We start from the raw sequence: 21,334 nt of genomic DNA, 5'->3' as shown, positions 1-21,334 counted from the left end.
CCGGGGCAGGTGCATCCGCGGTTGGAGCGGCCCCGGATTTCGCTGCGCTTCATCCGGGCTACGATGACGAACGCGTCTACTCCACGCCGGCTTCCAGCGGCGTGAATTCATACACCGACGAGCAGAACTCGCAGGTCACGACGACCTTGCCGTCCTTGACCATCTCGGCGCGGTCGTTCGGCGCAAAGCTCTTCAGCATCGACGACACCGCGTCGCGCGAGCAGGAGCACTGCGCGCGCAGCGTTTGCGGGTTGAAGACACGCACGCCACGTTCGTGGAACAGGCGATAGAGCAGCCGCTCGCCGGACAGATCGGGATCGATCAGCTCGACGTCCTCGACGGTCGAGATCAGCGACTGGCCCTCGACCCAGGCGTCATCGTCCGGCACGCTATGCGTGGCCGTGCCTTCCGGCGCATCGCCGGGATGCAGATCGGCCTGCTTGGCGCGCTCGGGCGCCTTGGGCAGGAATTGCAGCAGGATGCCGCCGGCACGCCAGTGCAGCTTGCCGCCCTCGCCGCCGCGCATCTCCTCGCCGACCGCAAGCCGCACCCGCGTCGGAATCTGCTCCGAGCGCAGGAAATATTCGTGGGCCGCCTCTTCCAGGCCGCCGCCGTCGAGCGCGACCAGTCCCTGGTAGCGGCTGGTGTTGGAGCCCTGATCGATGGTCATCGCAAGGTGGCCCTTGCCGAGCAGTTCGCCCGAGCTCTGGCCATTCTTGAGGCGCGATGCGTCGTAGCGCGCATAGGCGCGCAGCCGGTCGGGCGCCTGGAAATCCACGATCAGGAGCGAGACCGGACCTTCGGTCCGGGTCTGCAGGATGAAGCGGCCCTCGAACTTGACCGACGAGCCGAGCAGCGTGGTCAGCACGATCGCCTCGCCGAGCAGCTTGCCGACCGCGGGCGGATAATCGTGCTTGTGCAGGATCTCGTCGAGCGCGGGGCCGAGCCGGGTCAGCCGGCCGCGCAGGTCCAGCGCGCCGACCTCGAATGCCAGCACGGCATCGTCGACCGGAACCGCTGAGGGCGCGCGAACCGGCGCCTCGGGCGTGTTTTTGATGTCGGGGGATTGTGAAACCATGGCGCTCTATCTGGGGTCTCGGACCATGAAATAAAGGGGTTCACTAACGCGGATGTTTCCGTCGTCCCTGCGAAAACATGCGAAAGCAGGGACCCATAACCACCGATGTGAGTTGCTTGCATCAAGCTGGTGCCCCAGCCTTCGCAACAATTGACAGCGATGGTTATGGGTCCGGGGTCGCGCTTCGCTTGCCCGGGACGACAACGCTTACTGATCTCCGACTACGCGACCGCGTCGAAACACCAGGCCAGAATGCCCTTCTGCGCATGCAGGCGGTTTTCCGCCTCGTCGAACACCACGGATTGCGGCCCGTCGATCACCTCGTCGGTGACCTCCTCGCCGCGATGCGCGGGCAGGCAGTGCATGAACAGTGCGTCCGGCTTGGCGAGCGACATCAGCTTGACATTGACCTGATAGGGCCGCAGCACGTTGTGGCGGTGCTCGCCCTCCTTGTCGCCCATCGACACCCAGGTGTCGGTGACGACGCAGTCGGCGCCGCGCACGGCGGCTTCCGGATCGGTGCCGAGCATGATCGGCGCGCCGGTCGCCTTGATCCAGTCGCGCATCGGCTTCTTCGGCGACAGCTCCGGCGGGGTCGCAACATTGAGCTGGAACTTGAACCGCTCGGCGGCATGCGCCCAGGAGGCCAGCACGTTGTTGTCGTCGCCGGTCCAGGCCACGGTCTTGCCCTCGATCGAGCCGCGGTTTTCCTCATAGGTCATGAGGTCGGCCATCACCTGGCAGGGATGCGAACGCCGGGTCAGGCCGTTGATGACGGGAACGGTGGCGTGAGCCGCGAGCTCGAGCAGCGCGTCATGGTTGAGGATGCGGATCATGATCGCATCGACATAGCGCGACAGCACGCGCGCGGTGTCGGCGATGGTCTCGCCGCGGCCGAGCTGCATCTCGGCGCCGGTCAGCATGATGGATTCACCGCCGAGCTGGCGCATGCCCACGTCGAACGACACCCTTGTGCGGGTCGACGGGCGCTCGAAGATCATCGCCAGCGTCTTGCCTTCGAGCGGCTTCCTGCCCTTCTCATGCGCCTTCAGCTTCGCCTTCATGGCGGCTCCGGCGGACAGCATGTTGCGCAGTTCGCCGAGCGGCAGCTCGTTGATATCGAGGAAGTGACGGACCGGCTTGCTCATTATCCAGCCGCCTTCTTCGGCTGCGCCACCGACAATGTCGCGCAGGCGCGCTCGAGCGCGGTGATCGACTGGTCGATCTCGGACTCGGTCACGATCAGCGGCGCCAGGAACCGCACCACATTGTCGCCTGCGCCGACGGTGAGCAGCTTCTCGCTGCGCAGCGCTGCGATCAGGTCGCCCGACGGCACCACGGCCTTGACGCCGATCAACAGCCCCTCGCCGCGTACCTCCGACAGCACGCCGGGATAGCGGTCGACGACGGAGGCGAGCTTCTGCTTGAGCAGCAGCGACATCTTCTGCACATGCTCGAAGAAGCCGGGTTTCAGCATGACGTCGAGCACGGCATTGGCGGCGGCGACCGCGAGCGGATTGCCGCCGAAGGTCGAGCCGTGCGAGCCGGGCGCCATGCCGGCCGCGGCCTGCGCGGTCGCCAGCACCGCGCCGATCGGGAAACCGCCCCCGAGCGCCTTGGCCAGCGACATCACGTCCGGCGTGACGCCGGTGCGCTTGTAGGCGAACAGCTCGCCGGTTCGGCCCATGCCGGTCTGCACCTCGTCGAAGGCGAGCAGCAGGCCGTGCTCGTCGCACAGCGCGCGCAGTGCCTTGAAGAACGCCTGTGGCGCCGAGCGCACGCCGCCCTCGCCCTGCACCGGCTCGATCAGGATGCCGGCGGTGTGCGGACCGATCGCCTTCTTCACCGCGTCGATGTCGCCATGCGGCACCTGGTCGAAGCCGTCCATCGGCGGGCCGAAGCCTTCGAGATATTTCGCCGAGCCGGTCGCCGCCAGCGTGCCCAGCGTGCGGCCGTGGAAGGCGCCCTCGAAGGTGATGATGCGGTAGCGCTCGCCATGGCCCTTGGAGAAGTGATAGTGGCGGACCAGCTTGATCACGCCCTCCATCGCTTCCGCGCCGGAATTGCAGAAGAACACGAAGTCGGCAAAGCTCTGCTCGCACAGCCGCGCGGCAAGCACCTCGCCGTCCGGGCTCTTGAACAGGTTCGACATGTGCCAGAGCTTGGTCGCCTGTTCCTGCAGCGCCTTGACGAGATGCGGATGCGCGTGCCCGAGCGCGTTGACCGCGACGCCCGAGGTGAAATCGAGATAGCGGTCGCCGTTGGTTGCGATCAGCCAGGCGCCCTCACCGCGCTCGAAACCGAGATCGACCCTGGCGAAGACGGGGAGCAGATGCGACGTGGCAGCGTTGGTCATGGCGATCACTGACGGTTTTTAAGCCGACAATTGCCGCGCGCCTTGACGCCAGCGCAGCAACGGCCAGCTTCGGAAAACAAAACGGCCGCCTTTGCGGGCGGCACGTGGCGGGCATTCTATGCTGCGGTCGGTAAGTGTCAATCGCCACGAAGTGGCCTTCCTGCAATGCGAAACGAGCGCAATCCGGAGCATTCCGGTGCGGTGGAAAAGCCTCATCGCGATGCTTAACTGTGTGGGAACATGTGGACGCACGACCGCGGACTCTTGCGCCAGAGTCACGCCATATTGTAGCGTTTGGCCTGTCGGGTACGACATCTCGTGCGGCGGTACTGGACCCTCTAAGTAGCCTTTGTGTCTCGCGTAAACGTTCGGGCGCAACACCGTGCCCGGCGAGGGCTAAGGGATTCTGGCCGCAGGGATATTTGTCCAGATTGGCTCGCAGCGCCGCTCCAATGATTGGCCGGCGCTACGCGAAGGGAAGAATGCGATGACTGTATTGACCTGGTCCGACGATCGCGTCGAGCAGCTGAAGAAACTCTGGGAGTCCGGCCTGTCGGCCAGCCAGATCGCGGCGGAACTTGGCAATGTGACGCGAAACGCCGTGATCGGCAAAGTGCATCGGCTCGGCCTCTCCGGCCGCGCCAAGGCACCCTCCACGGCCGCGCCGCGGCAGCGCAAGGCCCGCCCCGCCCAGCACATGATGCGGGTGGCGCGCCCGGTCTCGCGCGGCAACACCGCGCTGGCGCACGCCTTCGAGGCCGAGATGGAGCCCGATCCGATCTCCTACGACAATGTGGTGCCGATGAGCCAGCGGCTGTCGCTGCTCGAGCTCAACGAGGCCACCTGTCACTGGCCGGTCGGCGATCCCTCGAGCCCGGAATTCTTCTTCTGCGGCGGCAAAGCGCTCGGCGGCCTGCCCTATTGCGCGCATCACTCGCGCGTCGCCTACCAGCCCGCCGCCGATCGCCGCCGGCCGTCGGCGAAACCGCAGATCAAGTGAGCACTCGGGAAAACGACGGAAGACCTCAAAGACAAATCCCCGCGAAAGCGGGGATTTTTTTGTGTGACGCAGCCCGGATGGAGCCAACGGGGCGCTCGTTCGCGCGACCCGTCGGCTCCATCCGGACTACCGCTACATCACCGGCCTCGTCCCGGCGCAGGCCGGGACCCATAACCACGAATGGGTGTTGTTAGAAAGCCGTCTGGCCGCGTGCCGATTGCGCTGGCCGCGGCGTATGGGTCCCGGCTTGCGCCGGGACGACGCCGTGTTGCGGTTTATGAATGCCGCATGGCCGTTACGGCTGCGGCTCGGCCTTGGCAAAGCGGTCGTCGAGCGCGTAGCCGGCGCCGCGCACGGTGCGGATCGGATCCTGCTCGCGGCCCGGATTGAGCAGCTTGCGCAGGCGGCCGATATGCACGTCGACGGTGCGCTCATCGATGTAGATGTCGCGGCCCCAGACGCTGTCGAGCAATTGCTCGCGGCTGAACACGCGGCCGGGATGCTCGAGGAAGAATTCGAGCAGGCGATACTCGGTCGGCCCGAGATCGATCGGACGGCCCGAGCGCGCCACGCGGCGCTTCTCGCGGTCGAGCTCGATGTCGCCGTAGGTCAGCACGGTCGCAAGCCGCTCCGGGCTGGCGCGGCGCAAGAGGCCCTTCACCCGCGCCAGCAGCTCCGGCACCGAGAACGGCTTGACGATGTAATCGTCGGCGCCGGTGGCAAGCCCGCGCACGCGCTCGCTTTCCTCGCCGCGCGCGGTCAGCATGATGATCGGAAGCTGCTTGGTCTCGGGCCGCGCCCGCAGGCGGCGGCACAGTTCGATGCCGGACAGGCCCGGCAGCATCCAGTCCAGCACCACGAGGTCGGGAACGCGCTCCTTCAGCCTTGTATCCGCATCGTCGCCGCGCCCCACCGTCTCGACATCGTAGCCTTCCGCATCGAGATTGTAGCGCAACAGCGTCGTCAGCGCTTCCTCGTCTTCGACTACCAGAATGCGTGCGCTCATCGGTTTAAGTTCTTTCTCTGTGGTGATCCGTTGCCCAGACGCAAACCGAAACGCTTACTTCCTTGAGCATAGTCCCCGCGGAAACGATTTGTCGCGAGGATCGTCCAGTTTCGCTCTTGCCGGTTCCGTGCTTGCCGATCATGCCTCAGTTGCCCGGCACCGTGGTGGCAAAAGTGGTCATGTCGCCCTTCGGGCGCTTGTCGGTGATCTGCTGGCCCTCGATCATGTAGAACACGGTCTCGGCGATATTGGTGGCGTGATCGCCGATCCGCTCGATGTTCTTGGCGCAGAACATCAGATGGATGCAGAACGAGATGTTGCGCGGATCTTCCATCATGTAGGTGAGCAGTTCGCGGAACAGCGAGGTGCAGATCGCATCGACCTCCTCGTCGCCCTTCCAGACGTTCATCGCCGCCGGCAGGTCGTGGGCGGCATAGGCGTCGAGCACCGACTTGACCTGCGACAGCACGAGGTCGGTCATGTGCTCGAGGCCGCGGATCAACTTCAGCGGCTGGAAATCGCTCTCCAGCGCCGCGACGCGCTTGCCCATGTTCTTGGCGAGGTCGCCGATCCGCTCGAGATCGGTGGCGACGCGCATCGCGCTGACGATCTCACGCAGGTCGATCGCCATCGGCTGGCGGCGCGCGATCGTCAGCACCGCGCGCTCTTCGATGTTGCGCTGCAGATTGTCGATCTCGATGTCGGCGGCGACCACGCGCTTGCCGAGCGCGACGTCGCGACGGATCAGCGCGTCGACCGACTCGGTGATCATCCGTTCGACCAGGCCGCCCATCTCGGCGACCAGGCGGGTCAACTCCTGCAGGTCGCTGTCGAATGCCTTGGCGGTATGTTCAGAAGCCATCGCTTGTCTCCCTCAACCATGATCCCGGGGATCATGGTTTCGTGTCCTGAATTTTAGCATGACCTGATCGGAAAACCGGTTTCCACTTTTCCGGATCATGCGCCGGTCAACCGAACCGGCCGGTGATGTAGTCCTGGGTGCGCCGATCGCTCGGTGAGGTGAAGATCTTGTTGGTGTCGTCGAACTCGATCAGCTCGCCGAGATACATGAAGGCGGTCTTGTCGGAGACGCGCGCCGCCTGCTGCATGTTGTGGGTGACGATCGCGATCGTGTAGTCCTCGGAGAGTTCCTGGATCAGCTCCTCGACCTTGGCGGTCGAGATCGGGTCGAGCGCCGAGCACGGCTCGTCGAACAGGATCACCTCGGGGCGCACCGCCACGGTGCGCGCGATGCACAGGCGCTGCTGCTGGCCGCCGGAGAGCGACAGGCCGGAGGCGTTCAGCTTGTCCTTGACCTCGTTCCACAGCGCGCCGCCGCGCAGCGCCTTCTCGACCCGGTCGTCCATCTCGGACTTCGAGATCTTCTCATAGAGGCGGATGCCGAAGGCGATGTTCTCGTAGATCGTCATCGGGAACGGCGTCGGCTTCTGGAACACCATGCCGACCCGCGCGCGCAGCAAGTTGAGGTCGAGCTTGGGGTCGAGAATGTTGGTCTGGTCCAGCATCAGCTGGCCGACCGCGCGCTGGCCCGGATACAGGTCGTACATCCGGTTGAAGATGCGCAGCAGGGTCGACTTGCCGCAGCCAGACGGGCCGATGAACGCCGTGACGCGGTTGGTGCCGAGCGTCAGGTTGATGTTCTTCAGCGCGTGGTGCTCGCCGTAATAGAAGTTGAGGTTGCGCACCGTGACTTTCGGAGGCGCTTCCGGCAGCGGAACCTGGGGAATGTGGCCTGCGGCAGTCGTGGAGACGGAAAGCTCGGTCATTTTGCGGCCCTTTCGGCACCAAGGATACGCGCGCCGATATTCAACGCGAGCACGGTGAATGTGATGAGCAGCGCGCCGCTCCACGCCAGCTCTTTCCAGTAGGCGTAGGGGCTCTGCACGAAGTTGTTGATGGTCACTGGCAGGTTGGCCATCGTCTTGGTCAGATCCAGGCTGAAGAACTGGTTCGACAGCGCGGTGAACAGCAGCGGCGCGGTCTCGCCGGCGACGCGGGCGGTCGCCAGCAGCACACCGGTGATCAGACCCGATCGCGCGGCACGATAAGCGATCCGCTTGATCACCAGCGAACGCGGCAGGCCGAGCGCGGAGGCGGCCTCGCGCAGCGGATTGGGCACCAAGAGCAGCATGTCCTCGGTGGTGCGCAGCACGACCGGGATCACGATCACCGCGAGCGCAAGGCTGCCTGCGATCGCCGAGAAGCCGCGCATCGGCACCACCACCGCACCATAGATGAACAGGCCGATGATGATCGACGGCGCGCTGAGCAGGATGTCGTTGATGAAGCGGATCACCGAGGTCAGCTTGTCGTGCTTGCCGTATTCGGCGAGGTAGGTGCCGGCGAACAGGCCAAGCGGCGCGCCGATGCCGACGCCGATCACGGTCATGATGACCGAGCCGACGATGGCGTTGAGCAAGCCGCCTTCGGTCGAGCCGGGCGGCGGCGTGTTCTGGGTGAACAGCTGCACGCTGAGGCCGGCAAGGCCGTTATAGAGCAGCGTGATCAGGATCAGCGCCAGCCAGGTGACGCCGAACAGCGCCGCGCCGACACAGAGTGCGCGGATGACGATGTCGCTGCGGCGGCGGGATTTGTAGATCGGGTTCATGGCGTTACTTCCCCGCCTTCTTTTCAAGCCGCATCAGCATCAGCCGCGCGCCGGCGAGCACGAAGAAGGTCAGCACGAACAACAGCAGGCCGAGCAGGATCAGGCCGGACTGGTGCAGGCCGTCGCTCTCGGCGAATTCGCTGGCGATCGCCGCCGAGATCGTGGTGCCCGGCGCGAAGATCGACGACGAGATCCGGAACGAGTTGCCGATGATGAAGGTCACCGCCATGGTCTCGCCGAGGGCGCGGCCGAGCGCCAGCATGATGCCGCCGATCACGCCGACGCGGGTGTAGGGGATCACGACGCTGCGGACGACTTCCCAGGTGGTGCAGCCCATGCCGTAGGCGGCCTCTTTCAGCACCGGCGGCACGGTCTTGAACACGTCGACCGAGATCGCGGTGATGAAGGGCAGCACCATGATCGCAAGGATCAGCGCGGCGTTGAACAGGCTGAGATAGGACGGCGGGCCTGCGAACACCGCGCCCAGCACCGGGACGCCCTCGAAGATCCGGATCATGAAGGGCTGGAACGTGTTGGCCAGGAACGGGCCGAGCACGAAGAAGCCCCACATGCCGTAGATGATCGAGGGGATGCCGGCGAGCAGCTCGATCGCGATGCCGATCGGGCGGCGCAGCATTTGCGGGCAGAGCTCGGTGAGGAACACGGCGATGCCGATGCCGACCGGAATGGCAATCAGCATCGCGATGACCGAGGTGATCAGCGTGCCGTAGATCGGGCCGAGCGCGCCGAGCACCGGTGGATCGGCCGAGGGCGCCCAGCGCTGCGTCCAGAGGAAGGCGAAGCCGTATTCCTTCATCGCCGGCCAGGCGCCGACGATCAGCGACAGGATGATGCCGCCGAGGATCAACAGAACCGAAATCGCCGAGATACGGGTGATCCAATAGAAGGTGAGGTCACCGAGCTTGAAGGCGCTGAGGGCCTTGGCGCGATCGTAAGGTCCCGCGGCTTCCATCACATCGCTCTGAACAGCCATGTCTGCCACGCCAATCCCCTCTTTAGTATGCAAAAGCCACGCAAACCGCTACGCCCCGAAGCGATCTTCACTGACGCATTTGGCCGGGCGCCGTCGTTCCAGCCACGCCCCTGAGGCGCGAACCCCGGCCTCGATCCCGCGCTTGTTGCCGCGGTGATGGAGACCGGGTCTTGGTCGCTCGACCTGTGCCGCGATCGAGTCGGCACAGGCCCTGTCGCAGCGTCGGACTTAGCTCTTGATGTCCGACGACCAGGTCTTCTCGATCAGCTTGACGACCGAGTCCGGCATCGGGATGTAGTCGAGCTCTTCGGCCGCCTTGTCGCCCTTCTCGAAGGCGTACTTGAAGAACTTGAGCGCTTCCTGCGAGGCCGCCTTGTCGGTCGAGTCCTTGTGCATCAGGATGAAGGTCGCCGCGGTGATCGGCCAGGAGGCTTCGCCCGGCTGGTCGGTCAGGATCACGTAGTAGCCGGGAGCCTTGGCCCAGTCGGCATTCGAGGCGGCAGCCTGGAAGGCAGCCATGGTCGGCTGCACGGTCTTGCCGGCCTTGTTGACCAGCCCGGTGTAGGTCAGCTTGTTCTGCTTGGCGTAGGCATACTCGACATAGCCGATAGCGTTCTTGGTCTGGCTGATGTTGCCGGCAACGCCTTCGTTGCCCTTGGCGCCGACGCCGACCGGCCATTCGACCGCGGTGCCGGAACCGACCTTGGACTTCCAGTCGGCGTTCGACTTGGAGAGATAGTCGGTGAAGTTGAAGGTGGTGCCCGAACCGTCCGAACGGCGCACGACGGTGATGGCATCGCCCGGCAGGGTCAGCTTCGGATTGAGCTTGGCGATCGCCGCGTCATTCCACTTGGTGATCTTGCCGAGATAGATGTCGCCGAGCACTTCGCCCGACAGGATCAGGTCACCCGGCTTGATGCCTTCGAGGTTCACGACCGGGACGATCGCGCCCATCACCATCGGCCACTGGACGAGGCCGTCCTTCTCGAGCTGCTCGTGCTTGAGCGGCGCGTCGGTGGCGCCGAAGGTCACGGTCTTGGCTTGGATCTGCTTGATGCCGGCGCCGGAGCCGATCGACTGGTAGTTCAGACCGTTGCCGGTCTCCTTCTTGTAGGCGTCAGCCCACTTCGAATAGATCGGGAACGGAAACGTCGCGCCCGCGCCGGTAATATCGGCAGCGAAGGCCGACGTCGAAGCGGCGATCACGCCGGCTGCGACGATTGCTTTGATGAAATTCATGGGTGGTCTCCATCCAGTGAGCGAAGCGCCGAATGCGCCCGATCGCGCTCACGCCGGTCCATCTAGGAGCGGTCGGTGCTGCTTTTACGAAGGTTGGATGACAGTTGGATGACAGTACTAAGCTTCTGAAAACGCTTAGCTTTGAGTTGGTAACGGGGTCTTCGGCCGGGGAAAACAGGCGGTAAAAGTGGCCCCGTTCTTCGGCACGCTCTCGATCAAAAGACGCCCGCGATGACGGTTAAGAATATGTTTCACCAACGATAATCCGAGGCCCGTTCCGCCCTGGTTGCGGCTGTCGCCGACGTCGACCCGGTAGAAGCGCTCGGTCAGCCGCGGCAGGTGCTCGGGGGCGATGCCGGGGCCGAAATCCCGTACCATGACACGGATTTCGGGGGCCCCCTCGCCCGATGCGCCCGAAACGGCCTGATTCAGCGACACTATGACGCGGCCCCCGGAGGCGCCGTATTTGAGGGCGTTCTCGATCAGGTTCTCGAACAGGCGGAGCAGTTCCTCGCGGTCGCCGGCGATCATGACTGGGGCGTGAGGCAGGTCGACATCGATCTCGACCTGGCGCTCGCTGGCCAGTGCCTCGAGCCCGTCGGCCACCTGGCGGATGATCGGCACGATGTCGATCGAGGCCTCGGGCCGCACATGGGCCGACAACTCGACCCGCGACAGCGACAGCAAATCGTCGATCAGCCGCGCCATGCGGGTCGCCTGGGTGTGCATGATGCCGAGGAAGCGCTCCCGCGCCCGCGCGTCCTCGCGCGCCGGCCCCTGCAGCGTGTCGATGAAGCCGGACAAGGCGGCGAGCGGCGTGCGCAGCTCGTGGCTGGCATTGGCGACGAAGTCGGCTCGCATCTCCTCGACCCGGCGCAGCGGCGTCAGGTCGTGGAAGGTCATCAGCATGCACTTCTCGGTGCCGCCGAACTGGGTCGGCACCGGCACCGGCGTGATCACCAGTTCCATCCAGCGATCGACCGGAACGTGGTCGGTGTAGGTGGCGCGGCGCGGCTCGGTGGTCGCGATCGCCTCGCGCAGCGCGGTGATGATCTCCGGCGAGCGCAGGGCAAATTGCGCCAGTTCGTTCTTGCGCAGCGCAGGCGCGAGCTGCGCCGCTGCGGCGTTGAGATGGATGACGCGGCCGGCGCGATCGAGCAATACGGCCGGATCCGGCATGCCGGCGACGACCGCGCTGACGGCGGCGGCCTCGACCGGATTGACGCCGCGGACATCCTCGCGCGAGGTTCCGGCATCATGCAGCCGCCATGGCACCAGCGCCGCGGCCGCGATGCAGACGAACACGGCGCAGGCGCGCACCAGCGACAATTCGCCGAGCGCGACCACCACGCTCAAGGCCAGCGCTGCGGCAAGCAGGATCAGCGCGGAATGGCGCAACCGGTCGGGCCAGGGCGAGAAGATGGAGGAATGCGAATCGTCAATTGCCATCGCGGCGGCTTTCATCCCGTCGGTTCATGTCTCGCCCAGGCGCGGTCATAGCGACCTTCCCTCGGGAGGCATCGGGCCGCTTCATCAGACCCCGGAGTCACCGCGCTTTCGAACCAGAACCGCCTCATGGTGCGGCTCGGCGCGGGGACCCGAATCAGCCTGCGGCAGCCGTTTGAGTCGGGCGCCGACGATAACCTCCCGAAACGTCAGCAAGATTACAGATATGACGAACGGCGCAATATAGTAGAGGAGCCGGAACAGCAGCATACCGCCGAGCAGGTCCTCGCGGTCCATCTGCCAGAGGCCGACCAGCATGGCGGCGTCGAATACCCCGAGGCCGCCGGGGGAGTGGCTGGCGAAGCCGAGCAGGGTCGCCGACACGAAGATGACCGCGACCACGACGAAGCCGAGATTTGGCTCGTCCGGCACCAACACGTACATCGCCAGCGCGCAGAAGCCGAGGTCGAGGATACCGATCGCGATCTGCAGCAGCGTCAGCGGGCCGCCCGGCAGGGTCACCGTCCAGGGGCCACGGCCGACCACCCGCGGCTGGGTCCAGACCCAGACCACATAGGCGACCAGCGCGGTGATGATCGCGAATGCCAGCGCCCGGTTGAGCCAGGGCGGCAGCTGGTCGATGTTGGCGGCCGCCTCCGGGTGGTAGGCGATGCCGAGCCCGAGCACCGCGGCATTGCCGAGCCAGAAGGTGAGCCCGGCAAGAAAGCAGATCTTGGCGACGTCGATCGCATTCAACCCCCACGCCGAATAGATCCGGTAGCGCACCGCGCCGCCGGTGAAGACGCTGGCGCCGACATTGTGGCCGATCGAATAGGAGGTGAAGGCCGCGAGCGCGTTGATGCGATAGGGCACATGGGCGTGGCCGATCGCGCGCACCGCGAACAGATCGTAGAAGGTCAACGTGAAGTAGCCCGCCGCGACGAACAGTCCCGCCAGGGCAATCTGCCGCGGCTCGGTGCTCTTGATGGCCTCGAGCACCTCGTTGGTGTCGATGCCGCGCAGCATGTGATAAAGGACGTAGCAGGCGATGCCGATGACGGCGATGCTGATGACAACACCCAGCCGATGCAGGATTTGCTTCTGGCGCAGAAACGCCATCGCCCTGCGTATTGCTTCCAGCATCTAGACCTCGAATTGCGATCCCGCGACGACGGCCCCCGGGCGATCTCCGCCGGCGCTTCGCTGTGCCCTGGCCCGTGTAGCGCGTTTTAAACCGGAGTGGAATTCGTCAAAAGACAATAAAACGCGCATCTTCAAGATATTACGGATGATTCATGACAGCGGGTGCACAAATATGCGCGTTTCCCGCCGCCTTCGACAAGACTTGACATGCGCGTGCGGCAGTTAGCCCGCCGAACGGTCCGCAAGGCCATCCGGAAAACTACGGTGAAGTACCGGCACGGCCGAATAGAGAATGATCTTCCGTACCCGCCGAGAGGCGCTCCGCCGATCAGCAATCCCGCGCGGCCGTGACCGCGGCGACGATCTCGGCGGCATCGGGAAAATGTCCCTTCGTGCGCCTGGCGACAACCTCGTCGCCGAGCTTGACCTGGAAGATGCCGCCCTTGCCGGGGATCAGCGTCGCATCGACGCCGAGGCGCTCGCGCAACAGCGCCGCGGCCTCTTTGGCACGCTTCTCGTAGCCGCACGGCCGGCAATAGGTGATCGAGACATCCCTCATGTCACGCGCTCCGTGCCCCTCATGCGGCGTGGCGCTGCGCGGAGGCAGCCTCGACGCCGGCGATCCAGCCGGCCACAGAGCGGCCGATCGCCTCCGGATGATCCTCCTGCAGATAGTGCGCGCCCGCACCGAGTTGAATGACCGCGCAATGCTTGAGCGTCTTGGCGAATTCGGCGGCAAAGGCCGGTGACACCAGCGCCCCGGGCGTCGCCGCGAACAGCAGCTTCGGATAGGTCGATGCCGCGAGCGCCGCATGCGCCACCGTGAGCGCCTCGGCGACATCGGCCGGCTCGCCGGCGATCGGCAGCTCGCGCGGCAGCATCAAGGTCGGCTTGCGGCTCTCTCGCGTCGCAAACGGCGCGCGGTAGGCGGCCATCTCCTCGTCGCCGAGCGTGCGCAGGATCGAGCCGGGCAGCACGCGTTCGACGAACGCATTGTTGTCGAGGATCATCGCTTCGCCCTCGCCCGGCGTGCGGAATTTCCGGAACGTCTCCCGCGCGGCGTCGTGCTGGTGGAAGTCCGACCAATCGCGCATCGGGCGGATGAACTCCATGAAGGCGAGCCCGCGCACCAGTTGCGGACGGCGTGCCGCGAGGTGGAAGGCGAGCGCCGTGCCCCAATCCTGGGCGACGAGATAGGCCGAGGCAATGCCCAGCTCGTCGATCAGCGCATCGAGATAGTCCGCCTGGTCGAAGAAGCGATAGCCGATGTCGGGTTTGCCGGACTGGCCGTAGCCGATCAGGTCGGGCGCGATGCAGTGCCCGACGGGGGCGACCAGCGGCATGATGTTGCGCCAGATGTAGGACGACGTCGGATTGCCGTGCAGGAACAGCACGTGCGGCGCGTCGCTGCGGCCGATCTCGCGATAGGCCATCGTAGACCCAAGCACGGCGCGATGATGCAGGCTGATATCGGGGGATCTGGTCATGGCAACTCCTTGAACACGGTTTGGAATGCGATCGTCTTGAAACGCGTCAGCGCAGCTTCGCTGCGTTCGACCTTCATGCGCAGCATCGCGCCCTGCCAGGATGCGAGCAGGAAATCGGCCAGCTGATCGGGATCGAAGTCGGAGGCGATCTCGCCTTTGGCCTGAGCCTCGGCGATGCAGGCCGCAAACGGCGCGCGCCATTCCCGGAAGATGTCGTCGAGCTGCTCGCGCAGCATCTCGCTCGAGCCCGACGCCTCGAGGCTGAAATCGCCGATCAGGCAGCCGCGGGTGAAGCCGTCATGCGCGAGCTTGCCGGTGATCAGATCGAGATAGCTCCTCAGCCTTTCGCGCGGCGTCAGCGTCGTGTCGCCCAGCGCTTCGGCAACGAGGCCGCGCACATAGACGAAGTAGCGGTCCAGCACCTCGGATGCGAACAGCTCCTTCGAGCGGAAATGGTTGGTGAAGGAGCCCTGCGGCGCGCCGGCGGCGGCGGTGACGTCGCGCACGCTGGTGCCGTGATAGCCGGTCCGGAACATTTCCTTCAGGCCGGCGTCGAGGATGGCATCGCGGAGAGAGGGTTTTGGCATGGACGGATTTAATACGTACGTACGTATTATTGTCAAGCACTAAAATCAATGCAGTTCGCCCTGCGCTTGGCGACGCCGCTCAGGCCTGTCGGATCAGGGGATTGAGGTCAGCTCGCGGGCTTGCTGCGCGAAACCACCCAGTCGCGCAGCCAGGAGCCGATCGCGCAGCCGACGAGATAGAGCGCGAACATGACCAGGAAGAGATCGAGCCAGTAGCCGAACCGGCCGGGCACGATCCGCGCGAACGACGCCGCCACCAGCGCGGCGGCGAGCAGCGCCAGCCAGCGCATCCAGACCTTCGAGACGCCCCGCGCCCGATGCACCACCGCGATCCAGCCCATGCAAAAGCCGAGCAGCGCCGCGCCGAGCAGCCAACCCCAGAAGAATGTCGCGAGCACGGTCATCGCTACTTCACCACGAATTCGATGCGGCGGTTCTGCGCCTTGCCGTCTTCACTCTCGTTGCCGGCCAGCGGCTGCGTGCTGCCATAGCCGATCGGCGTGAAGCGGCTGGCAGGCAGCCCGGCGCGCACGAGGTAATCCACCACGGCCTGCGCGCGGCGTTCCGACAGTGCCTGGTTGGCGGCCTCCTCGCCGTCGCTGTCGGTATGGCCGGCGATCTCGATCGTCGCATTGGGGCAGCGCAACGCGGTCTCGATCAGGCGGTCGAGCAGGCCGGCGGAATCCGGCACGATGTCGGCCTTGCCGGACTCGAAGCGGATCTTGCCCTTCGAGAGAATTTCGGAAAACAGCTGCTGGCACACCGTGGGATCGACCGGGGCAGCCGCCGGCTTGACCGTGACCTCGGCCTTGTACTGCCAGCCCTGCGGAAAATCCTTGCCGAGCCCGTCGCGGATCTGGCCGGCGGCGGCATCGTAGAGCGCATCGCCCGACAGCTTCACCTCGCGGTCCGATACCACCAGCGTTCCGGTCGACAGCCGCGACAGCGCGCCGAGCGCGGGCCCCACCGCGGCCGCGAAACCCGACGGCGCGCCGATGCTGGCCTTGAGATTGTCGACCACCTTCTCGCTGAAGAACTTGCGGCCGGCGGCGGCGACCAGCGCGGCATGTACGTTGTTGTCGGGCACGTAGCCGGTCAGCGTCAGCGTCACCGCAACCGGGTCCTTGTAGGCCTGGAACACGTAAGGCGGCGCCTTGGTGTCGTTGGCGGCGATCGAATAGCCTTCCGGCAGGTTCTTCAGCGCCGCGGCGACCGCTTCGCGTCCGCCGAGCTCGCGCGCCATGCCGGCGAGATTGACCTTGTTGTCGGTCAGCGTGATCTTGCCTTCCTTCAGCTTGCCGATCTGGTCGAGCAACAGCAGCGCCGCCGCGTCGAACCGCAGCGGCGCGCCGCGGGCGAGCACCATCTGATCCACCACCTCGACGCCGCCGAGACCGGCCTTCGCGGCCTCGGTCAACTTGCCCTTGCTCGACGGGAGCGGCGCATTGCCACCGAGTGTGACCCGCACCACGTCGCGTTCGGCGGACCAGACAAATGGCTTGGCTTCGGGAACAAGGCGGGTCTCGTCGTTGACCAGCCGCACGCCGGGCACGGCTTCGACCGACGCCACCGCGCTGAGGCGGCCGTCTTCGGAGAAGGCGTTGGCCGCGAACGTCACGTCGCGGCCGTCGACGCTGATGCGGCGCTTGTCGAGGACGGTGTCCTTCAGTGCGGCATTAGAGCGCGCGGCAAGGTCCGCTTCGACCGTTGTGGTGCTCGTCCAGGCCGCGATACCCCAAAGCACGACCAGTGGAATCACCCCCGGCCACCACTTGCTACTCCACTTGAAAAGTCCGTGCATTCAGCGTCCTGCGGGGTCGGGAACCAGAGAGAAAACAAACCCTTGGCTGACTGTCAAACCCCAAATGACGCGCCATGGCGGGGGCGCCATGTCGGACCGGGATAACAGTTTCTTCAGTGGTCTTTCGCTAAGTTTGCCGCGGAATGCAAATCGGCCGGCCCGCGCCCACATGAAACAACTCCGCAACACCGTGATCCGTGCCGGCATGGAGGCGTTGTATTTCTCGGGTGCGCATATCCTGCTGCGGCCGATCTTCGCCGGCGTCGGCGCCATCTTCATGCTGCACCACGTCCGCCCGCGGCGCGGCGACGCGTTCCAGCCGAACCATCATCTCGAGGTCACGCCGGACTTCCTGCGCGCGATGCTGACGCATCTGCGCGCGCTCGACGTCGACGTAATCAGCATCGACGAGGCGCATCGCCGTCTCGCCGAACGGAATTTCGCGCGGCGCTTCGCCTGCTTTACCTTCGACGACGGCTATCGCGACAACCGCGATTTCGCGCTGCCCGTGATGCGCGAGTTCGGCGCCCCGTTCACGGTCTATGTCGCGAGCGATTTCGCCGAGGGCTGCGGCAGATTGTGGTGGATCGCGCTGGAGCGGGTGATCGCGGCGGCGTCCGCGATCGAGGTGCCGATCGACGGCACCATGACGCGGATCGACACTGCGACACCGCAGGCCAAGCGTACTGCCTTCGGCCGCATCCACGACTGGCTGCGTTCACTGCCCGGCGAGCAGGCGATGCAGGCCGAGATATCCGCGCTGTGCGCCCGTCACGGCGTCGACGAGACCGGCATCGCGCGCGAGCTCTGCATGTCCTGGGACGAGTTGCGCGGCTTTGCCGAGGATCCGCTGGTGACGATCGGCGCGCACACCATCACCCATTGCAATCTCGCCAAGCAGAGCGAGACCATCGCATCGTTCGAGCTCGCAACCAGCCGAGCGCGGATCGAGGATGCGCTGCAGCGGCCGGCATTGCATCTCGCTTATCCCTATGGCGACCGGATCGCCGCCGGGCAGCGTGAATTCGCCCTCGCCCGGTCGATCGGCTTTCGGACCGCGGTGACGACGCGGCCGGGCATGCTGTTTCCCGAAAGCGCCGACCATCTGACCGCCTTGCAGCGGGTCTCGCTGAACGGCAATTACCAGGACGCGCGCCTGCTGCCGGTGCTGACATCAGGCGCCGCTACAGCGGTGTGGAACGGCTTTCGCCGCATCGACGCGGCGTAAGCTACTCTTCGTAGCCCGGATGCAGCGAAGCGTAATCCGGGACAGTCACATCCGCGGACAGCATTTTCCCCGGATTTCGCTCCGCTGCATCCGGGCTACCGATCCCTTCCCTCTCCTTGACTCGTTCCCCGGGCGCGCCCAGAACCACTGGCAACGCAAAGGAGGAGCGCATGTTCAAGGATCTGTTCTCGCTGAAGGGCCGCGTCGCATTGGTGACCGGGGGATCGCGCGGCATCGGCAAGATGATCGCGGCCGGCTTCCTCGCGCAGGGTGCCGCCAGGGTCTATATCACCGCGCGCAAGGCAGGTCCCTGCGAGGCGACCGCCCAGGAGCTGTCCGCCGCCTATGACGGCGAATGCATCGCGCTGCCGATCGACATCTCGACCGTCGAGGGCTGCGAGAAGCTCGCGGGCGAGATCATCAAGCGCGAACCGAAACTCGACATCCTCGTCAACAATGCCGGCGCGGCCTGGGGCGCGGACTTCGACGAATTTCCGGAGAGCGGCTGGGACAAGGTGATGAACCTCAACGTCAAGTCGATCTTCTTCCTGACCAAGGCACTGGCCAAGCCGCTGCGTGCGGCGGCGACGCACGACAAGCCGGGCAAGGTGATCAACATCGCCTCGATCGACGGCATCTTCGTCAACCCGATGGAGACCTATTCCTATGCCGCCAGCAAGGCTGCGGTGATCCATCTGACGCGCCGCATGGCGACCCGCCTGATCAAGGACAACATCAACGTCACCGCGATCGCGCCCGGCGCCTTCAAGTCGGACATGAACCGCGCCGCGCGCGACCACGCCGACGAGGTCGCCAAGCGCGTGCCGGCGAAGCGCGTCGGCACCGACGAGGATATGGCGGGTACCGCAATCTATCTCGCCTCGCGCGCCGGCGACTATGTCGTGGGCAACACCGTCGCGGTTGATGGCGGCGTGGTCTATGCGACGGCAGGGCTGGAGATCGCGGGCTAAGCGGCCGCGCGACCGACCTACGGCAACGGCTCCGCCGAAGGGCGGGCCGTTTTCGTCGCTGGCTCACCTGCTTCCATAGGGCTATGGGCGCTTGTCATTCAAATGCATTACATTGGATGCGAGTGAAGGAGATCGCTATGGCTTCGAATGCCCTGGTCCAAACCCGCATCGATGCGGACGTAAAGGAAAAGGCCACCGAGGTTCTGGAGAACATGGGTCTCACGGTATCCGACGCCGTGCGGATTCTGCTGACACGCACGGCCAATGAAGGAATGCTTCCACTGGAACTCGTGAGCAACAGCCAGGCTTACGACAGCTGGTTTCGCGAGAAGGTGCACCAGGCGTTGGCGGATGCCCGGCCCGGTCTCGATGATTCCGAGGTCGAAGCGCATTTCGCGCAACGCCGCGCCGCCGCGCTTCGAAAAGCGACAAGGCGTAAGCGGTGAAACTCGTCTGGTCGCGCTTCGCGTTATCCGATCGCGACGACATTTTCAGCTACATCGAGGCCGAGAATCCTCGCGCGGCGGTCCATGTTGACGAACAGATTGCCGATGCTGCGCGGCGCCTGCTCGACTTTCCTGTGGCCGGCCCGGGCGTGTTGCCGGCACGCGCGAGTTGGTCATCCCGCGCACACCTTATGTCACGGCGTACCTTGTTGACGGTGAGACCGTTCGCATCTTGCGCGTGCTTCACGGTGCGCAGATGTGGCCCGACGAACTTACAAATGACGGCCGCGCCTCCGTACCGGCATCTGACCAAAAAGAAAGGGACGAGCCCCGGGACCTTTTCGGCTCGCCCCTTCCTGTTCTCTCCCTGCGGAAAGAAACTGTTAGGTCACGATCCGATTTTCGCATCATGACCTATCCGTTGTTTGAGCATGATCTCTTCGGAAAACCGCGTCACACTTTTCCGGATCATGCTCGCGCCGATCAGCTCTCGATCCTCACATACTCGAAGTCGCCCGGCTTGTTGTCGATGCCGACCTTGGGCGGCGAGATCCAGGAGGCGAACTGGCCGGGTTCGGTCACCGGTTTCATCAGCGAGGCGATGAAGTCGCCGTCCGCGGTCGACGGCAGCCAGTCGTTCTTGCGCTTGGCCCAGGTGGCGTCGTCGATCAAGAGGCCATCGGGCGTCGCATGGACGTCCTTGAACTCGCCGATCTGGCGGTGGAAGGCAGTGTTCGGCACCGCGAGCTTGTAGTCGATGCCGGCGGTCGAGATCACCTTGTTCCAGCGCAGCATGCCCTTGACGCAATCCTGCGTGTAGTCGTCGCGCAGCCGCATGTTGAGCGCGGTCAGCGCCGGCTCGTCGACCATCTTGATCTGGCCGTCCACCATCTTCATGACCGGATAGGTCGAGCTCTTGAGCTGATGGTCGTCGTCGATCGTGGTCTCCTTGTAGCGGCCTTTGATGCCGGCGTTGAAGGCATTGGCCGCGTTGGTCGACACTTCCGAGCCGAACAAATCGAGCGACAGCGAATAGTGCAGGTTCAGCTTCTTCTGGATGGTCGGCAGGTCGATCACGCCAAGCGCGCGGATCTTGGCGATGTCGTTCGGATCGATGATGCCGGCTTCCTTCATCGCATCGCAGGTGCGCTGCACGACGCGGGTGATGCCGGTCTCGCCGACGAACATGTGGTGGGCTTCCTCGGTCAGCATGAAGCGGCAGGTGCGCGACAGCGGATCGAAGCCCGACTGCGCCAGCGAGTGCAGCTGCATCTTGCCGTCGCGGTCGGTGAAGTAGGTGAACATGAAGAACGACAGCCAGTCCGGCGTCGCCTCGTTGAAGGCCCCTAGCATGCGCGGAGAATCCGCGTCGCCCGAGCGGCGGCGCAACAAATCATCGGCCTCCTCGCGGCCGTCGCGGCCGAAATACTTCTGCAAGAGGTAGACCATCGCCCAGAGATGGCGGCCTTCCTCGACATTGACCTGGAACAGGTTGCGCATGTCGTAGAGCGAGGGCGCGGTCTTGCCGAGATGGCGCTGCTGCTCGACCGAGGCCGGCTCGGTGTCGCCCTGGATCACGATCAGGCGGCGCAGCATGGCGCGGTGCTCACCGGGGACTTCCTGCCAGGCCGGCTTGCCATAGTCCTCGCCGAACGGAATGACGCGGTTCTCTTCCTGCGGCGCGAGCAAGATGCCCCAGCGATATTCGGGCATCCGCACATAGTCGAACTTGGCCCAGCCGCGCGGATCGACCGAATAGGCGGTGCGCAGATAGACCAGCGATTCCTGGAAGCCGTCCGGACCCATGTCGCTCCACCAGTCCATGTAGCCGGGGTGCCAGCCTTCCAGCGCCTTGAGCACCTGGCGGTCCTCGGCGAGATTCACATTGTTCGGAATCTTGGTCGAGTAATCGACGTTCATGAT

At 65.0% G+C, this 21,334-nt stretch carries 21 protein-coding genes and 1 pseudogene; 5 read left to right on the top strand and 17 right to left on the bottom strand.

Annotated features, from left to right (window positions below; translation table 11 throughout):
* Positions 1–76: 76 nt before the first annotated feature.
* The 3 genes from ACVWZM_RS24190 to ACVWZM_RS24180 all read right to left on the bottom strand — a co-directional run bounded on the left by ACVWZM_RS24190 (position 77) and on the right by ACVWZM_RS24180 (position 3,434).
* Positions 77–1,078: an Hsp33 family molecular chaperone gene (locus ACVWZM_RS24190; protein WP_456855142.1), complete on the bottom strand. Its 1,002-nt coding sequence runs from the start codon at positions 1,076–1,078 to the stop codon at positions 77–79.
* A 221-nt stretch (positions 1,079–1,299) separates the two neighbouring features.
* On the bottom strand, positions 1,300–2,226 hold the full coding sequence (gene argF, locus ACVWZM_RS24185; protein WP_456855141.1) for an ornithine carbamoyltransferase: 927 nt from the start codon (positions 2,224–2,226) through the stop codon (positions 1,300–1,302).
* Positions 2,226–3,434 (bottom strand): aspartate aminotransferase family protein, encoded by a 1,209-nt coding sequence (locus ACVWZM_RS24180; protein ID WP_076831076.1) that lies wholly within the window; start codon positions 3,432–3,434, stop codon positions 2,226–2,228. The genes argF and ACVWZM_RS24180 overlap by 1 nt, the downstream gene beginning before the upstream one ends.
* A gap of 487 nt (positions 3,435–3,921) precedes the next feature.
* Between ACVWZM_RS24180 and ACVWZM_RS24175 the strand changes: the two genes are divergently transcribed.
* A complete protein-coding gene (locus tag ACVWZM_RS24175; RefSeq protein WP_076830977.1) occupies positions 3,922–4,434 on the top strand; it encodes a GcrA family cell cycle regulator in 513 nt (170 codons plus the stop codon).
* Between the two features lie 295 nt (positions 4,435–4,729).
* On the opposite strand, the gene phoB is transcribed toward ACVWZM_RS24175, so the two are convergent.
* The 13 genes from phoB to ACVWZM_RS24110 form a co-directional block, all read right to left on the bottom strand.
* Positions 4,730–5,440: a phosphate regulon transcriptional regulator PhoB gene (gene phoB, locus ACVWZM_RS24170; protein ID WP_016844067.1), complete on the bottom strand. Its 711-nt coding sequence runs from the start codon at positions 5,438–5,440 to the stop codon at positions 4,730–4,732.
* 145 nt (positions 5,441–5,585) lie between these two features.
* Positions 5,586–6,302, bottom strand: a complete 717-nt coding sequence (gene phoU, locus ACVWZM_RS24165; protein ID WP_016844066.1) for a phosphate signaling complex protein PhoU — start codon at positions 6,300–6,302, stop codon at positions 5,586–5,588.
* A gap of 106 nt (positions 6,303–6,408) precedes the next feature.
* On the bottom strand, positions 6,409–7,227 hold the full coding sequence (gene pstB, locus ACVWZM_RS24160) for a phosphate ABC transporter ATP-binding protein PstB (RefSeq protein WP_074131128.1): 819 nt from the start codon (positions 7,225–7,227) through the stop codon (positions 6,409–6,411).
* A complete protein-coding gene (gene pstA / locus ACVWZM_RS24155; RefSeq protein WP_050386784.1) occupies positions 7,224–8,069 on the bottom strand; it encodes a phosphate ABC transporter permease PstA in 846 nt (281 codons plus the stop codon). Before pstA ends, pstB begins: the two co-directional genes overlap by 4 nt.
* A 4-nt stretch (positions 8,070–8,073) precedes the next feature.
* Entirely contained in the window at positions 8,074–9,063 is a 990-nt protein-coding gene (gene pstC, locus ACVWZM_RS24150; protein WP_057019452.1) for a phosphate ABC transporter permease subunit PstC, read from the bottom strand.
* A gap of 228 nt (positions 9,064–9,291) precedes the next feature.
* Entirely contained in the window at positions 9,292–10,302 is a 1,011-nt protein-coding gene (gene pstS / locus ACVWZM_RS24145; protein WP_076830985.1) for a phosphate ABC transporter substrate-binding protein PstS, read from the bottom strand.
* Positions 10,303–10,437: 135 nt separating this feature from the next.
* The gene (locus ACVWZM_RS24140; protein WP_456855140.1) at positions 10,438–11,751 is read right to left on the bottom strand and encodes a sensor histidine kinase; all 1,314 of its coding nucleotides are present in this window, start codon (positions 11,749–11,751) and stop codon (positions 10,438–10,440) included.
* An 84-nt stretch (positions 11,752–11,835) separates the two neighbouring features.
* Entirely contained in the window at positions 11,836–12,891 is a 1,056-nt protein-coding gene (locus ACVWZM_RS24135; RefSeq protein WP_026192163.1) for a putative bifunctional lysylphosphatidylglycerol flippase/synthetase, read from the bottom strand.
* A 328-nt stretch (positions 12,892–13,219) separates the two neighbouring features.
* A complete protein-coding gene (locus tag ACVWZM_RS24130; protein ID WP_456855139.1) occupies positions 13,220–13,450 on the bottom strand; it encodes a SelT/SelW/SelH family protein in 231 nt (76 codons plus the stop codon).
* A gap of 19 nt (positions 13,451–13,469) precedes the next feature.
* Complete coding sequence (locus tag ACVWZM_RS24125) at positions 13,470–14,378, bottom strand: haloalkane dehalogenase (protein WP_456855138.1); 909 nt, start codon at positions 14,376–14,378, stop codon at positions 13,470–13,472.
* A complete protein-coding gene (locus ACVWZM_RS24120; RefSeq protein ID WP_057019455.1) occupies positions 14,375–14,965 on the bottom strand; it encodes a TetR/AcrR family transcriptional regulator in 591 nt (196 codons plus the stop codon). Before ACVWZM_RS24120 ends, ACVWZM_RS24125 begins: the two co-directional genes overlap by 4 nt.
* Before the next feature lie 107 nt (positions 14,966–15,072).
* Positions 15,073–15,369, bottom strand: coding sequence for a hypothetical protein (locus ACVWZM_RS24115; RefSeq protein WP_057019456.1), 297 nt, complete (start codon positions 15,367–15,369; stop codon positions 15,073–15,075).
* 2 nt (positions 15,370–15,371) lie between these two features.
* The gene (locus ACVWZM_RS24110; protein ID WP_456855137.1) at positions 15,372–16,766 is read right to left on the bottom strand and encodes an OmpA family protein; all 1,395 of its coding nucleotides are present in this window, start codon (positions 16,764–16,766) and stop codon (positions 15,372–15,374) included.
* Between the two features lie 169 nt (positions 16,767–16,935).
* On the opposite strand from ACVWZM_RS24110, the gene ACVWZM_RS24105 reads away from it, so the two are divergent.
* The 4 genes and pseudogenes from ACVWZM_RS24105 to ACVWZM_RS24090 all read left to right on the top strand — a co-directional run.
* The gene (locus tag ACVWZM_RS24105; protein WP_057019458.1) at positions 16,936–17,994 is read left to right on the top strand and encodes a polysaccharide deacetylase family protein; all 1,059 of its coding nucleotides are present in this window, start codon (positions 16,936–16,938) and stop codon (positions 17,992–17,994) included.
* A gap of 170 nt (positions 17,995–18,164) precedes the next feature.
* Positions 18,165–18,965 (top strand): SDR family NAD(P)-dependent oxidoreductase, encoded by an 801-nt coding sequence (locus tag ACVWZM_RS24100; RefSeq protein ID WP_057019459.1) that lies wholly within the window; start codon positions 18,165–18,167, stop codon positions 18,963–18,965.
* Positions 18,966–19,102: 137 nt separating this feature from the next.
* The gene (locus tag ACVWZM_RS24095) at positions 19,103–19,411 is read left to right on the top strand and encodes a type II toxin-antitoxin system RelB/DinJ family antitoxin (RefSeq protein ID WP_253588712.1); all 309 of its coding nucleotides are present in this window, start codon (positions 19,103–19,105) and stop codon (positions 19,409–19,411) included.
* Positions 19,408–19,697: pseudogene (locus ACVWZM_RS24090) on the top strand (type II toxin-antitoxin system RelE/ParE family toxin); the annotation flags it as partial. The gene ACVWZM_RS24095 and the pseudogene ACVWZM_RS24090, both read left to right, overlap by 4 nt.
* Positions 19,698–19,894: 197 nt before the next feature.
* Here ACVWZM_RS24090 and boxB read toward each other — a convergent pair.
* The gene (gene boxB / locus ACVWZM_RS24085; protein ID WP_200844636.1) at positions 19,895–21,331 is read right to left on the bottom strand and encodes a benzoyl-CoA 2,3-epoxidase subunit BoxB; all 1,437 of its coding nucleotides are present in this window, start codon (positions 21,329–21,331) and stop codon (positions 19,895–19,897) included.
* Between the last annotated feature and the right edge of the window lie 3 nt (positions 21,332–21,334).

It is taken from the genome of Bradyrhizobium sp. USDA 4501 (genome assembly GCF_054062115.1).
Note: the sequence above shows the minus strand (reverse complement) of the source record. Positions and strands in the feature narration are given on the sequence as shown.

What these genes read in the sequence shown, in the direction of transcription:
- ACVWZM_RS24190 (WP_456855142.1), bottom strand. Translation starts at nt 1,078, where the DNA reads ATGGTTTCACAATCCCCCGACATCAAAAACACGCCCGAGGCGCCGGTT.
- argF (WP_456855141.1), bottom strand. Translation starts at nt 2,226, where the DNA reads ATGAGCAAGCCGGTCCGTCACTTCCTCGATATCAACGAGCTGCCGCTC.
- ACVWZM_RS24180 (WP_076831076.1), bottom strand. Translation starts at nt 3,434, where the DNA reads ATGACCAACGCTGCCACGTCGCATCTGCTCCCCGTCTTCGCCAGGGTC.
- ACVWZM_RS24175 (WP_076830977.1), top strand. Translation starts at nt 3,922, where the DNA reads ATGACTGTATTGACCTGGTCCGACGATCGCGTCGAGCAGCTGAAGAAA.
- phoB (WP_016844067.1), bottom strand. Translation starts at nt 5,440, where the DNA reads ATGAGCGCACGCATTCTGGTAGTCGAAGACGAGGAAGCGCTGACGACG.
- phoU (WP_016844066.1), bottom strand. Translation starts at nt 6,302, where the DNA reads ATGGCTTCTGAACATACCGCCAAGGCATTCGACAGCGACCTGCAGGAG.
- pstB (WP_074131128.1), bottom strand. Translation starts at nt 7,227, where the DNA reads ATGACCGAGCTTTCCGTCTCCACGACTGCCGCAGGCCACATTCCCCAG.
- pstA (WP_050386784.1), bottom strand. Translation starts at nt 8,069, where the DNA reads ATGAACCCGATCTACAAATCCCGCCGCCGCAGCGACATCGTCATCCGC.
- pstC (WP_057019452.1), bottom strand. Translation starts at nt 9,063, where the DNA reads ATGGCTGTTCAGAGCGATGTGATGGAAGCCGCGGGACCTTACGATCGC.
- pstS (WP_076830985.1), bottom strand. Translation starts at nt 10,302, where the DNA reads ATGAATTTCATCAAAGCAATCGTCGCAGCCGGCGTGATCGCCGCTTCG.
- ACVWZM_RS24140 (WP_456855140.1), bottom strand. Translation starts at nt 11,751, where the DNA reads ATGGCAATTGACGATTCGCATTCCTCCATCTTCTCGCCCTGGCCCGAC.
- ACVWZM_RS24135 (WP_026192163.1), bottom strand. Translation starts at nt 12,891, where the DNA reads ATGCTGGAAGCAATACGCAGGGCGATGGCGTTTCTGCGCCAGAAGCAA.
- ACVWZM_RS24130 (WP_456855139.1), bottom strand. Translation starts at nt 13,450, where the DNA reads ATGAGGGATGTCTCGATCACCTATTGCCGGCCGTGCGGCTACGAGAAG.
- ACVWZM_RS24125 (WP_456855138.1), bottom strand. Translation starts at nt 14,378, where the DNA reads ATGACCAGATCCCCCGATATCAGCCTGCATCATCGCGCCGTGCTTGGG.
- ACVWZM_RS24120 (WP_057019455.1), bottom strand. Translation starts at nt 14,965, where the DNA reads ATGCCAAAACCCTCTCTCCGCGATGCCATCCTCGACGCCGGCCTGAAG.
- ACVWZM_RS24115 (WP_057019456.1), bottom strand. Translation starts at nt 15,369, where the DNA reads ATGACCGTGCTCGCGACATTCTTCTGGGGTTGGCTGCTCGGCGCGGCG.
- ACVWZM_RS24110 (WP_456855137.1), bottom strand. Translation starts at nt 16,766, where the DNA reads ATGCACGGACTTTTCAAGTGGAGTAGCAAGTGGTGGCCGGGGGTGATT.
- ACVWZM_RS24105 (WP_057019458.1), top strand. Translation starts at nt 16,936, where the DNA reads ATGAAACAACTCCGCAACACCGTGATCCGTGCCGGCATGGAGGCGTTG.
- ACVWZM_RS24100 (WP_057019459.1), top strand. Translation starts at nt 18,165, where the DNA reads ATGTTCAAGGATCTGTTCTCGCTGAAGGGCCGCGTCGCATTGGTGACC.
- ACVWZM_RS24095 (WP_253588712.1), top strand. Translation starts at nt 19,103, where the DNA reads ATGGCTTCGAATGCCCTGGTCCAAACCCGCATCGATGCGGACGTAAAG.
- boxB (WP_200844636.1), bottom strand. Translation starts at nt 21,331, where the DNA reads ATGAACGTCGATTACTCGACCAAGATTCCGAACAATGTGAATCTCGCC.